The 12984-nt window shown below is 54.1% G+C and carries 14 protein-coding genes; 6 read left to right on the top strand and 8 right to left on the bottom strand.

The annotated features are described in order from the left end of the window. Positions 1-45 precede the first annotated feature (45 nt). A complete protein-coding gene (gene gstA, locus ACMYSK_RS05170; protein WP_434640759.1) occupies positions 46-648 on the top strand; it encodes a glutathione transferase GstA in 603 nt (200 codons plus the stop codon). Positions 649-695: 47 nt separating this feature from the next. On the opposite strand, the gene pdxY is transcribed toward gstA, so the two are convergent. The 5 genes from pdxY to anmK form a co-directional block, all read right to left on the bottom strand. After that, positions 696-1556, bottom strand: coding sequence for a pyridoxal kinase PdxY (gene pdxY / locus ACMYSK_RS05165; RefSeq protein ID WP_434640758.1), 861 nt, complete (start codon positions 1554-1556; stop codon positions 696-698). A gap of 60 nt (positions 1557-1616) precedes the next feature. Beyond that, positions 1617-2891: a tyrosine--tRNA ligase gene (tyrS, locus tag ACMYSK_RS05160; RefSeq protein ID WP_434640756.1), complete on the bottom strand. Its 1275-nt coding sequence runs from the start codon at positions 2889-2891 to the stop codon at positions 1617-1619. A gap of 241 nt (positions 2892-3132) precedes the next feature. Further along, complete coding sequence (gene pdxH / locus ACMYSK_RS05155; protein ID WP_434643868.1) at positions 3133-3789, bottom strand: pyridoxamine 5'-phosphate oxidase; 657 nt, start codon at positions 3787-3789, stop codon at positions 3133-3135. 57 nt (positions 3790-3846) lie between these two features. After that, positions 3847-4170 carry a C-type lysozyme inhibitor gene (gene mliC, locus ACMYSK_RS05150; RefSeq protein WP_434640755.1) on the bottom strand — a complete coding sequence of 108 codons (324 nt, stop codon included), beginning with the start codon at positions 4168-4170 and terminating at the stop codon, positions 3847-3849. Positions 4171-4261: 91 nt separating this feature from the next. Beyond that, positions 4262-5386: an anhydro-N-acetylmuramic acid kinase gene (anmK, locus tag ACMYSK_RS05145; RefSeq protein ID WP_434640753.1), complete on the bottom strand. Its 1125-nt coding sequence runs from the start codon at positions 5384-5386 to the stop codon at positions 4262-4264. Between the two features lie 267 nt (positions 5387-5653). Between anmK and slyB the strand changes: the two genes are divergently transcribed. Beyond that, positions 5654-6121: an outer membrane lipoprotein SlyB gene (slyB, locus tag ACMYSK_RS05140; RefSeq protein WP_434640752.1), complete on the top strand. Its 468-nt coding sequence runs from the start codon at positions 5654-5656 to the stop codon at positions 6119-6121. A gap of 270 nt (positions 6122-6391) precedes the next feature. Then, positions 6392-7744: an MASE4 domain-containing protein gene (locus ACMYSK_RS05135; RefSeq protein ID WP_434640751.1), complete on the top strand. Its 1353-nt coding sequence runs from the start codon at positions 6392-6394 to the stop codon at positions 7742-7744. 49 nt (positions 7745-7793) lie between these two features. Here ACMYSK_RS05135 and slyA read toward each other — a convergent pair whose 3' ends face one another. Further along, positions 7794-8234 (bottom strand): transcriptional regulator SlyA, encoded by a 441-nt coding sequence (gene slyA / locus ACMYSK_RS05130; RefSeq protein WP_434640749.1) that lies wholly within the window; start codon positions 8232-8234, stop codon positions 7794-7796. 172 nt (positions 8235-8406) lie between these two features. Here slyA and ACMYSK_RS05125 point away from each other — a divergent pair, with 172 nt between their 5' ends. The 3 genes from ACMYSK_RS05125 to ACMYSK_RS05115 are packed head-to-tail and all read left to right on the top strand — an operon-like array spanning position 8407 to position 11580. Next, positions 8407-8643 (top strand): DUF1656 domain-containing protein, encoded by a 237-nt coding sequence (locus ACMYSK_RS05125; protein ID WP_434640746.1) that lies wholly within the window; start codon positions 8407-8409, stop codon positions 8641-8643. A 10-nt stretch (positions 8644-8653) separates the two neighbouring features. Beyond that, entirely contained in the window at positions 8654-9550 is an 897-nt protein-coding gene (locus ACMYSK_RS05120) for an efflux RND transporter periplasmic adaptor subunit (RefSeq protein WP_434640744.1), read from the top strand. Continuing rightward, positions 9550-11580 carry an FUSC family protein gene (locus ACMYSK_RS05115; RefSeq protein ID WP_434640742.1) on the top strand — a complete coding sequence of 677 codons (2031 nt, stop codon included), beginning with the start codon at positions 9550-9552 and terminating at the stop codon, positions 11578-11580. Before ACMYSK_RS05120 ends, ACMYSK_RS05115 begins: the two co-directional genes overlap by 1 nt. Before the next feature lie 129 nt (positions 11581-11709). On the opposite strand, the gene ACMYSK_RS05110 is transcribed toward ACMYSK_RS05115, so the two are convergent. Continuing rightward, positions 11710-12606: an aldo/keto reductase gene (locus tag ACMYSK_RS05110; protein WP_434640741.1), complete on the bottom strand. Its 897-nt coding sequence runs from the start codon at positions 12604-12606 to the stop codon at positions 11710-11712. 48 nt (positions 12607-12654) lie between these two features. Beyond that, positions 12655-12894 carry a DUF1289 domain-containing protein gene (locus tag ACMYSK_RS05105; protein ID WP_434640739.1) on the bottom strand — a complete coding sequence of 80 codons (240 nt, stop codon included), beginning with the start codon at positions 12892-12894 and terminating at the stop codon, positions 12655-12657. Positions 12895-12984: the final 90 nt, after the last annotated feature.

Here is a 12984-nt window from a genome sequence, read left to right as displayed (position 1 = left end):
CCCCTGGGCTAACATACAGAAAACTGCAGCCACGAGGAGTTACTGATGAAACTGTTCTACAAACCCGGCGCCTGTTCTCTTGCATCCCATATCGCCCTACGCGAAAGCGGACTGGACTTCACGTTACAAGGTGTCGATCTGCAGAAGAAGCGCCTGGAAAACGGTGATGATTATCTGCAGATCAACCCCAAAGGTCAGGTTCCGGCTTTGCTGCTTGACGACGATATCCTGCTTACGGAAGGCGTCGCGATTATGCAATATATTGCCGACCAGGTACCGGATCGCCATCTGCTGGCACCGGTGGGCTCCATTGCGCGTTACCAGACCCTGGAGTGGCTCAACTACGTCGCAACGGAACTGCATAAAGGCTTCACTCCGCTCTTTCGCCCGGACACCCCGGAAGATTACAAAACGGCCGCGCGCGCGCAGCTGGAAAAGAAACTGCACTATATTGATGAGTCGCTGAAGGAGAAGCAGTGGCTGAACGGGCATCGTTTCACCATCGCCGATGGCTACCTGTTTACCGTGCTGCGCTGGGCCTATGCCCTGAAGATAGATATGACCGGTTACAGCAATATTGAAGCGTGGATGAAACACATGGCCGCCCGCCCATCGGTGGCGGCGGCGCTGGCTGCGGAAGGGTTGTAGTCAGCTAGGCGAATCTGCCCGGCAGCCACGCCGGGCAGATGCCACATTTAAAGCTGCGTGGCGCTAAAATAGTGCTCCGGTTGCGCTATACGATCCTGTGCAGCAACCACCTGCAGCTCATACTCTTGCATGTTTTTGGTCGCCAGCATCACTTCATACACCGCCGCAGTCACATGTTCCAGCGCATCGCGCAACGTCGCTCCCTGCAACAGCTTAACCAGCAATAATCCGCTGGTCACATCGCCGACGCCAACCGGCTGACGCAGGCCAAAATCCACGAGCGGACGGCCAATATGCCAGGCTTCATCAGCCGTCACCAGCAGCATTTCGAACTGGTCCATGCTCGACCCGGCGCGGGCAAGATGCTTGACCAGCACAACCTGCGGGCCTTGAGCAATCAGCTCACGCGCGGCGTAGACCGCTTCCGCGACGTTGGCCACCGAATGGCCGCAGAGGATTTCCAGTTCAATCAGGTTAGGGGCAATAATGTCGCTCGCCGGTAGCGCATAGCGGACGTGGAATTCCGCCACACCAGGCGCCACAATGCAGCCTTTTTCAGGGTGACCCATAACCGGGTCGCAGAAATACTTCGCCGCCGGATTAGCCGCTTTTACCTGACGAACGATACCGAGAATATGCTCGCCCTGTTCGGCAGAGCCCAGATAACCACTCAATACTGCATCACAGCGCTGAAGCTGATTTATATCAGCAATCCCCTGAACGATTTCGGTCAGATGCGCAGGCGGCATCACGCAGCCGGTCCATTTCCCGTACTGCGTGTGATTAGAGAACTGCACGGTATTAAGGGGCCAGACGTTCGCGCCAAGGCGGCGCATCGGAAACTCTGCGGCGCTATTGCCGGCGTGACCAAATACAACGTGGGACTGGATGGCGAGGATATTCTTCATTTGAGTACCTGACAGCAAAAAATAAGGGGCGTGGTTTCCCACGCCCCTGCCTTTACGCAATTACTTCCAGCAGACCAGACAGTAATTTTTCTTACCGCGACGCAGCAATGTGTAGCGACCAAACAGACGATCGCCGTCATTAAACACATATTCCGGGTCAGACTGTTTTTCACCGTTGATGGTGACCGCATTGGAGGCGATGGTCTTACGTGCCTGGCCACGCGACGGCTGCAGCTCGGAGTCGACCAGCGCCTGCATCAGGTCAGCGTCTTTATCCAGTTCAATCATCGGCACGCCATCCTGCGCCAGCTGCTCGAAGTCCGCTTCGCTCAGGTCGCTCAGGTTGCCGTTGAACAGGCTTTCGGTAATACGTTTCGCCGCAACCAGACCTTCTTCACCATGGACCAGACGAGTAACCTGCTCAGCCAGCACGTACTGGGCGCGCGGGGCCTTACCGCTGTTTTTGTCTTCCTCTTCCAGCGCATTGATCTCTTCAATGTCCATAAAGGTGAAGAACTTCAGGAAGCGGTAAACGTCGGCATCTGCGGTGTTGATCCAGAACTGGTAGAATTTGTACGGACTGGTTTTCTTCGGATCCAGCCATACGGCGCCGCCTTCGGTCTTACCGAACTTGGTGCCATCGGCTTTCGTGATCAGCGGAACGGTCAGGCCAAATACCTGGTTCTGATGCAGACGACGGGTCAAATCGATCCCGGAGGTGATATTCCCCCACTGATCGGAACCGCCAATCTGTAGCGCCACGCCATGTAGCTTATTCAGACACGCGAAATCGTAACCCTGCAGCAGGTTATAAGAGAACTCGGTAAACGAGATGCCCTGATCGTCACGATTCAGACGCTGCTTCACCGCTTCTTTGTTGATCATCTGGTTAACGGAGAAGTGCTTGCCGATATCACGCAGGAAGGTCAGCACGTTCATGCCGCCAAACCAGTCGTAGTTATTCGCGGCAATGGCCGAGTTGTCTCCGCAATCAAAGTCGAGGAACGGCGCGACCTGTTTGCGAATTTTATCAACCCACTCCTGCACGGTATCTTCGGTGTTCAGTTTACGCTCGGCGGCTTTAAAGCTCGGGTCACCAATCAGACCGGTCGCACCACCCACCAGCGCGACAGGCTTGTGGCCTGCCTGCTGGAAGCGTTTCAGGCATAACAATGGAACAAGATGCCCCAAATGCAAGCTGTCAGCGGTTGGATCGAAGCCGCAATAGAGCGCGATCGGGCCTTGCGCCAGTCGCTCTGCTAACGCTTCCTCGTCCGTCACCTGGGCTACCAGCCCCCGCTCTTGCAATTGTTTAATCAAGTTACTGCTTGCCATCAAATTCTCCATGTATAAACGACTGCACCTTTGCCGGTACACGACTTTTCGCCAGACGCGAAAAAAAACATCTATGCAAAATCATTCAAGTTGCCTCGAGGCGGCAAGCACGGAGACTTACGCAAGCAAACGGCCACAATAAGCCGACGCAGCCAACAAAGACGCAGCTTGAAAAATGAAGCCTATAGAATAAAGCGCCAGCCCATCCAGTACCAGCGCTTAACACAACAAATTTGCGGGATTACGGGGCCAGGCGGTCGATTTTCCACGCCGCGTTGTCGCGCTGGTATAAAAAACGATCGTGCAGACGGTGTTCACCGCCCTGCCAGAATTCCATCTGCTCAATATTGACGCGGAACCCACCCCAGAAGCTCGGCAACGGCACTTCGCCCTGCTGGAACTTCTGCTTCAGTTCGAGGAACTTGCTTTCGAGGATGCCGCGGGCTGAAATGCGGGTTGACTGTTGCGAAACCCAGGCACCAATCTGACTGTCACGCGGACGACTATGGAAATACTTCACGACTTCCAGCGTTGACAGGCGTTCGGCTTTGCCCGTCACCATGACCTGGCGCTCCAGCATGTGCCACGGGAAAAGCAGGCTCACGCGAGGATTGTTTTCGATCTGATGGGCTTTGCGACTGCCGAGGTTGGTATAAAACACCAGCCCTTTTTCGTCATAGTGCTTGAGCAGGACAATGCGCTGGTAGGGTTGACCATTTTCGTCAACGGTTGCGACGACCATGGCCGTCGGGTCGGCCAGCCGGGCATCGCAAGCCTGCCTGAGCCAGCGCTCAAACAAGGTCAGCGGTTCAGCGGGAAGATCGTGGCGACGCAGGCCACCACGGGTGTACTCTCGGCGCAGATGCGCGATTTGCTGCAATTCGTCGTTATCAGACATGGCAATTGAGGAAATAGTCATCGGGTGGCGTCATTGTGCGCCCCCGGGACAGAAATCTCAACGTTTGGCCGTTTGCAGCTGGCAGTTTTCCAGCACAACGTGATCACGTTTATAGACGGTGGCGCTGTCGCCTTTCGACCAGAAAACATAAACACCGTCGGTATAGCGAGCCCCGGATGCAGACAGCCCCTGAGGCAGGCTCAACTGCTGGTTATCATAGATAAAGCTGGCCACCTGGCGGACATTATTGATGTGCACGGTCAGCGGTTTTTGATCGCACTGATACTCCAGGGTATCCGTCTGCATCCGTTCCGCAAACTGGTTATAGTAGCTACAGCCTGCAAGCATAAAGGGTACAACTGCAATAAGGATTTTTTTCATTCATTTGCCTTCGACTTTCCCGGTCCAGGAGGGCTGTTGCCCCCCGTTAACGTCTTCCAGTTTACCGGTTATTAAAAAACAGGGATTTCAGTTAACTCTGATTCTGCGTTCGATTCGCGGGGAAAATAGCGCCAATCACGGAGGCTTCTGACGCACCGGTTACCGACGGTAGATTGCCCGGCAGCCCGGACATCGTTCGCCACGCCAGCCAGGCAAACGCCAGGGCTTCCATATCATCGCCGCTGATTCCTGCCGCATCGGTCGTGGAGACCTCGGTTCCCGGCAGCAACGCCGCCAGTCGCGCCATCAGCAATGGATTTCGCGCACCGCCGCCGCAAACCAGCAGACGTTCACATCCTCCGCTCAGCAGTACCTGTTCCGCAATCGTCACGGCGGTCAGCTCCGCCAGCGTCGCCTGTACGTCCTGCGGGCGCAGCCCTGGGTAACGTGCCAGCTGGCGTTCCAGCCAACCATAGTTGAAGTATTCGCGCCCGGTGCTTTTCGGCGCCGGCAGCGCAAACCACGGGTCGCTGAGCATATTCTGTAGCAACGGCAGCAGTACTTTGCCCTCGCTGGCCCATTGCGCGTCTTTATCGTACGGTTTACCGCACTGGCGCCAGATCCAGGCATCCATCAGCATGTTCCCGGGCCCGGTGTCATACCCGCGAACGGGCACGCCCGGTGCCAGCAGCGACAAGTTGGCTATCCCGCCGATATTGAGCACCATCCGTCGTTCTACCGGATGGGACAGCAGCGCATGGTGGAAAGCGGGCACCAGCGGCGCACCTTGCCCGCCAAGCGCCATATCGCGACGACGAAAATCCCCGACGACCGTCACTCCGGTATGGGCTGCTATCTGGTTGTTATCGCCAATTTGCTGCGTATTTGGTGCCTCGCCAACCGGCTCGTGCCACACCGTTTGGCCATGGCAGCCAACGGCGATAATATCCGTCGCCTGTAAATTTTCCTGACGCATAAGAGCCAGCACCGCATCGGCAAATAAGCGGCCCAGACGCGTATCCAGCTGACCGAGCTGGGATAATGTCAGCGGCTGCCCCTGGCAGATAGCCAGGATGTCCTCTTTTATTGCTACAGGAATGGGATACGACAGGCTGGCCTTCTGAGCCACCACGCTCTCGTTTATTGCCGCCAGAACAACATCAATGCCATCAAGACTGGTGCCGGACATTACGCCGATAAAGTGACCTGATTTCATACGCCTCCCTTCTCATTCCATGACTTCGTATACCCACACTCCATCATAAAGATGGGGGTAATGCTACGGTGCACTAACGTTTCTTAACACTAAAGCGCTAAAGCGTGCGTAATACGTAAAGAACTTACGTTTATGTTAGGTTGAAGGGGGGATAATTATTATTTTTTGTATAGTCCATGCTGGAAGTATGCCAGCCGGCAATGAAATGCCATATAATCGAATGTATGGACGTTCAACAGAACACTATTTGGTGAAGGAGATTCATAAATGATTTTACGTGTTTTGGCTGTCTCGATGATTGGCTTATCGCTTGCAGGCTGCGTCAGCAGCAGCGGCCTCTCCGGGGACGTTTACTCCGCATCAGAAGCCAAACAGGTGCAAAGCGTCACCTACGGGACCATTGTTCATACCCGCGCAGTCCAAATTCAGAGCGGTGATGACAGCAATGCGATCGGTGCTATCGGTGGTGCGGTGCTCGGTGGTTTCTTGGGTAACACCGTTGGCGGCGGCACGGGCCGTTCTCTGGCAACCGCAGCAGGCGCAGTTGCCGGCGGCGTAGCCGGCCAGGGCGTGCAGAGCGCGATGAACAAAACCCAGGGCGTTGAACTGGAAATTCGCAAAGATGACGGCAACACCATCCTGGTCGTACAGAAACAGGGGAGCACCCCGTTCTCCGTCGGTCAGCGAGTCGCGCTTGCCGGCAGCGGCAGCCAGGTGACAGTTTCCCCGCGTTAAGTTTTATCCTATCAGAGCGGCCTTTCTGGCCGCCCTGTTTTTCTGTTCTGTTAATATCAAATACCGTTAATATCAAAGCGTTGTCCATTCTCGCCTGAATAAATGTCCCATACATTATTTTACAGAATTACCTGACTCCCCTTTCTAATAATCGAAGCATATTTGTTTTTGCTCAATATTTATTATTGACCATATTGTATTGTCGTCATATCACGATAGTCACAGCACGTCCAACAGAATGGAAATGTTATTTTCACAAGGATGCAACGTATGCATATTGAACGCCAACGCTTAGTGAAACGAGTTTTTATCTACCTCGTTATATGCGCTATTTTCATGGGAATAATACATTTATTCTCCGCCTCATTAATTAGTCGTATATCTACAACTAATCCACTGCTTTTTCCTGTACTCACATTATTTTTATTAATACTGCACATCACGGTTTCTTGTTTTATGGTGATGAAATACTGGTGTAATAGAAAGCGCCTGTATCTCATCGCCATTGCTTGCGCCTTTGCTGGCTCATCCTTGCTGATGCTGGGGACCTTAAGTAGCTACCCGAACTGGTTCATCTGTGACTCAGGGCTTTTAGTCAACGCCAACGATGCGCTGATCTTTTACACGTTTCGTAACCTGATGATGATGATACTATTCATCACCGCTATCGTTTTATACGCTTTTCGTCATAGTGATAAGCTCACCCGCAAAGCTCATGTACTGATTCTGGCACTATGTATTAGTTTTACAGTGGCGGTCATTACTCTTTCATGGCTATATTCAAGCCATACTCCGCTGCTGGTGGCCGTCTTAATTGATAATGCTACCCTGATTCACTCTGTGCTCTGGCGTGATATTATTGGCTGTTTGTTAGCTGCTGGATGGTTAATTACGCTGGTACTGCTTATTTCCATCACCCGGTTACGAAATATTTTCTGGTATAGCGGGGCTTTCTTTTGCAGTGCATATATATTGATTCTTGGTTTCCTGTTACTCTCTGAAGGCAGCACTGAAAACGCCTGGTATCACGCGCGTTTCTTCGAAGTGATCGGTACGTTATTTATGTTTTTTATTTTACTATGCGACGTGTTTAGCCTCTATCGTGAATCAGAAAATAAATATATGAATTCCTATCAGAATTCGATCCGCGATTCACTGACCCGTTTATACAATCGCAGCTATTTTTACGATACTCTCACCGCCCTGCTGCCGGCGGTATCGGCCAAACAGCCGCTTTCCGTTATCGTCAGCGACCTCGACTTTTTTAAACGCATTAACGATAACTACGGTCATGTGCAGGGTGATAAAGTCATCCAGTTTGCCGCCAACGTTTTACAGAAGAATGTCCGCACGCAAGATTCAGCTGCCCGCATCGGCGGGGAAGAGTTTGCCCTGCTGCTGGTTAACACCCCCTCAGAAGAGGCGCTGGAGGTGGCAGAGCGCATCCGTCTTGCCATAAACGAGCAGCAAGAGGATCTCCCGGAAAAAATGACCATCAGCGCCGGGGTGTTCACGACCACGGACAGTACTCTCAGCGCCGAAGAGTGCGTAAAACGAGCTGATGCCGCGATGTATGAGGCCAAGAATAGCGGGCGTAATCAGGTGGTTGTCTGGCGCGGGTGATCAAGAGAGTATGAAAAAAGGGCCTTGAGTTATCAAGGCCCTGAAGAAGTTAATCTTTTGCCTGAAGATCGAGGATGTTCTGTTCCAGTTTACGGACTAAATTGAGCAGCGTTTCGACTTCTTCTGCTGAAACACCAGACAGAATTTCATCGCGCGTCTTGCCGATCACCTCTTCCATTTCGTTGATCAGCGGCTCCGCTTTTTCCGTTAACCTGATTCGTTTCGCGCGCCGGTCGTTTGCACAAGTCTGGCGAGAAATAAGGCCTTTCTCTTCCAGCTGATCCAGGGTGCGCACCAGAGAAGGTTGCTCGATACCAATAGCTTTCGCCAGTTGAATCTGCGACTGCTCGGGAGGCAGCTGATGGATATTATGCAGCGTGACCCAGTGCGTCTGCGTTAACTCCAGAGGTTTCAGGCGATGGTCGATCAGCGCGCGCCAGACGCGCACTAAACGTGCCAGATCAGAACCCAGTGGCGATTCCAATTGCATCTCCTTATAATTAGCTTGCTAAGTTATTATACTGATTTTAGAATAGTGTGCAGCATTTAAATAATCAAAACAAATGAATTACCTGATTCACCAAATTCAAAACAATGATTTACAATGTGTAATAATAGCATGCCCTGAACATTCTCCCTGCAATGGCAAAGGATTTTTGCTTGTGAAACTGAGTCTTAACACTTCAGGATTGTCGCTCCAGGACCTGGTATTTGGCGCGTCTGTCTACTTTCCTCCCCTGTTTAAAGCCGTTTTGCTGGGATTTTTTATCTGGCTGGTGATTCATCGCCAGCTGCGCGACTGGATGTACGCCGGCGATATCTGGCATCCCTTGCTGATGGATCTGTCCCTGTTTGCACTTTCCGTTTGTCTGGCTCTGGTTTTACTGACTGCCTGGTAATGTTCACGACATGAAAAAACTAAAATATCTCTCGACGCTATTGGTCGCCGCACTCGCCATCATTGCCGCGTGGCTGGTCTGGAACTATTACACGCAATCGCCCTGGACTCGGGATGGCAAAGTCCGCGCCGAACAAGTCGGCATTACGCCGCAGGTTTCCGGCAGCATTCTTCAGCTTAACGTCCGTGATAACCAGTTGGTCAAAGCGGGTGACGTGCTGTTCATGATTGATGACACACCCTATCGCATTGCTACCCTCAACGCCGAGGCCCAGCTCGCTAAAGCCAAAGCCGAAATGGCCAAAGCGAAAGCCGAGCAGGCTAAAGCAGCCAGCGACGCCCATCGCCGGCGTAACCTTTCGCAGAACGCAATCTCTGCCGAAGATCTGGAAAGTGTGAATACCGCGCTGAACACAGCCACGACCAATCTTGAGGCCACCAAAGCGGTAGTCGGGGTGGCGCAGGCTAGCCTGGAACACGCGCAGTGGCAGCTTGGCCAGACGGAAGTGAAGTCGCCGGTTGACGGCTGGGTAACCAACCTGACGACCCGCACAGGCGACTATGCCTCGGTAGGCCACCCGGTTTTCGCCCTTGTCGACAGCCATTCTTTTTATGTCATTGGCTACTTTGAAGAAACCAAACTACGCCACATTCGCCCCGGCGACACCGCGCAGATTGTGTTGTACAGCAGCAAACAGACGTTACAGGGTCACGTATCCAGCATCGGCCGTGCCATTGTGGATCAAAGCATTGAAAGCGGGAATAGCCTCGTTGCCAATATTAAACCCAATATCCCGTGGGTACGCCTGGCCCAGCGCGTCCCGGTACGCATCGAATTTGACGCTCTGCCCGCGGATACAACGTTGGTTTCCGGCACTACCTGCACCGTTTCAATTGGCGAGCCCTGATGAAACTGCAGGCCCTGTCGTGGCGGGCTCTTCCGTGGGTTAAAGCCAGCCGTCCGCAGTGGCGCTACGCCCTGCGTAACGGCATTGCTATGTGTCTTGCGCTGAGCCTTGCCTACTGGCTGGATCTTGACGAGCCTTACTGGGCGATGACCTCCGCCGCTGTCGTCAGCTTCCCGACGGTTGGCGGTGTGATCAGTAAGAGTTTTGGCCGTATTGCCGGGAGCCTGCTCGGCGCCTGCGCTGCGCTGCTGCTCGCCGGGCATACGTTGAACGACCCATGGCTGTTTTTATTCAGCATTTCAGCGTGGATTGCGTTCTGTACCTGGGCCTGCGCGATGTACACCAATAACGTCGCCTATGCCTTCCAGCTCGCTGGCTATACCTGCGCTATTATCGCCTTTCCGGTCATTAATATCACCGACGCCAACGAGCTGTGGACTATCGCGCAGTCGCGGGTTTGCGAGGTCATCGTTGGGATCTTGTGCGGCGGGCTGATGATGATGATCATGCCCAGCACCTCAGACGGAACCACGCTGTTGACGGCGCTGAAAAATATGCACGCGCGCCTGCTTGAGCACGCCAGCCTGCTGTGGGTTCCGGAAACTACCGATGCGATTCGCAGCGCCCACGAAAGCGTGATCGGCCAAATCCTGACCATGAACCTGCTGCGAATTCAGGCCTTCTGGAGCCATTACCGCTTTCGTCGTCAAAACCCGCTGCTCAACTACTTACTCCACCAGCAGCTGCGCCTGACCAGCGTTATCTCCAGCCTGCGCCGGATGCTGATCAACTGGCCGGCTGCGCCGGCGAATACCCGTGAAGTGCTGGAAGCCCTGCTTATCGCGCTGGCCAATCCGCGGGCCGATTTTTACGCCGTCGCGCGGATAATCGCTCCGCTGGCGCCCTTAGCCGATGCCGACTATCGCCATCTCGCCTTCTGGAAACGGCTACGCTACTTTTGCCGCTTATATCTGGACAGCAGCCGCTGGATCCGCCGCGTGGAAAATGCGTCGGCCATCGCTGAATTCAACGTTCCTTCCGCCCCGGCGTTAGCGCGTCATACCGATCAGGCGGAGGCACTATGGAACGGCATCAGGACGTTCTGCGCGCTGGTCGCGGTGGGCGCCTGGGGTATCAGTACCCAATGGCAGGCCTGCGCTGCCGCGCTCACCCTGGCGGCGATTTGCTGCGTGCTTTACTCAGTCTCACCCTCACCGTTCAAATCGTTAACCCTGCTGATGCGCACGCTGATTTTGCTGTCGGTGTTTAGCTTTGGGGTGAAGTTTGGCCTGATGGTGCAGATAACCGACCTGTGGCAGTTCCTGCTGTTCCTTTTTCCTCTGCTGACCACCATGCAGCTGCTCAAGCTACAGATGCCAAAGCTGGCCGGCCTGTGGGGCCAGCTTATTGTGTTTATGGGATCGTTTATTTCGGTGACCAACCCGCCGGTCTACGACTTCGCCTCTTTCCTGAACGATAACCTGGGGAAAATCATTGGCGTGGGATTTGCCTGGCTCGCGTTTGCCGTGATAAGCCCCGGTTCGGATGCGCGAAAAAGCCGCCGGCATATTAAAGCGTTACGCCGTCACTTTGTCGATCAGCTGAGCCGTCGTCCTCAGCATAGCGAGCACGAGTTTGAATCGCTGGTTTACCATCACATCAGTCAGTTAAGTAACAGCCAGGATGCTCTGGCCCGCCGCTGGCTGCTGCGCTGGGGCGTGGTGCTGCTTAACTGTTCGCACGTTGTCTGGCAGCTTCGCGAGTGGGAAACGCGTTCCGATCCGCTCTCGCAGGTGCGGGATTTGTGCATCAGTCTGCTGCGGGATGTCATGAGCGAGCGCGGCGTCCAGCAGCGTCCCCTGGCTTCGACGTTGCAGGAACTACAGCGTATTTGCGATACCCTGAGCCATCACCACCAGCCGGCGGCAAAAGAGCTGGCGGCCGTGATCTGGCGGCTGTATTGCGCCTTGTCGCAGTTAGAGCAGGCACCTGCCGTCGGGACAATAGCGGAAAGAGTAAGCGGGGCGTGACCGCAGTCGATTATCTGGCTTTCGCCGAAGCACGCTACGCGAAGATGGTGTTCTGGACAGCGCCCGCACAATGGCGCTATTTCAGGCAACTTGCACCTGGAACGGCCATTGTGCAGGCGAAAAGCTCGATTACGGTACGTCGTAACCCAGCGCGGCTTTACGGATGCGGAACCACTGCTGACGAGTCATGTTCAGCTTCTCAGCCACCACGGCAGCGCGAACGCGCTCAATTTTACCGGAGCCGATAATCGGCAGCGGCTGCGACGGCAGACGCAGGATCCACGCGTACACCACCTGCTCGATGCTCTCGGCATTCAGCTCTTGAGCAACCTGAGCCAGCTCATCGCGCAGCGGCTGGAAGCTGTCATCATTAAACAGACGTCCGCCGCCGAGGCAGGACCATGCCATTGGCCGGATCCGCAGTTGCTGTAGCTGATCCAACGTACCGTCCAGCAGCAGCGGCTGATGTACCGGCGAAATCTCAACCTGGTTGGTGGCCAGGGTAAACGGCAGGCGCGATTGCAGCAGGGTAAACTGGGCTGGCGTAAAGTTGGACACGCCAAAGTGGCGAACCTTACCGCTGTGATGCAGTGCGAGGAAAGCTTCTGCCACTTCATCCGCATTCATCAGCGGATCAGGGCGGTGAATCAGCAGCAAATCCAGATGGTCTGTCGCCAGATTGCGCAACGATTGCTCGGCGCTTAAGACGATATGATCGCGGTCGGTAATATAGTGGCCGATGGTATTTTCGGCGCGGGCTTTGGTAGCAATCCCACACTTGCTGACAATTTCCATTCGGCTACGCAGATGTGGAGCCAGCTTAAGCGCTTCGCCAAACGCCGCTTCGCACTGATAATCGCCGTAGATATCGGCGTGATCAATGGTGGTAATACCCAGATCCAGGTGCTGCTCAATAAAGCTGACCCGCTCGTTCACGGACATATTCCAGTCCATCAAACGCCAGTAGCCCATAACAAAACGCGAGAATTCCGGCCCCTGCGGGGCCATAGCAATACGCTGAACCATAACAACGTCCTCAACAAAAAAGTGTGTTGAGTATACGCAATTTTGCCATTAAAACAGTGAAGGCTGCTGCGGTTCTTCCTCGGCCTGAGGCTTGTTCGCGCGTAATTTGCGCAATAAACGCTGGCGGCACAGGCGCAGTACATCCTGCTTTTGGACATCACTCATTGTTTGCCAGCTAAAACGCTCTTCACGGCTGCGAAAGCAACCGCGACAAAAACCACGCTCATCTGACTGACAAATTCCCCGACACGGACTCTGTACCGGGAAAAACTCCAGCTGCTCTGCCACTCCACGCCTCCGGTGACTTCGTTGTATCTTTCATTGAAGACGTTTCAACCCGACAGCGCAACTTTTGTTGCTCAGCCTCTGCCTGATGAG

The sequence above is a fragment of the Klebsiella sp. I138 genome (assembly GCF_051131765.1).
GTDB lineage: Bacteria > Pseudomonadota > Gammaproteobacteria > Enterobacterales > Enterobacteriaceae > Klebsiella.
Note: the sequence above shows the minus strand (reverse complement) of the source record. Positions and strands in the feature narration are given on the sequence as shown.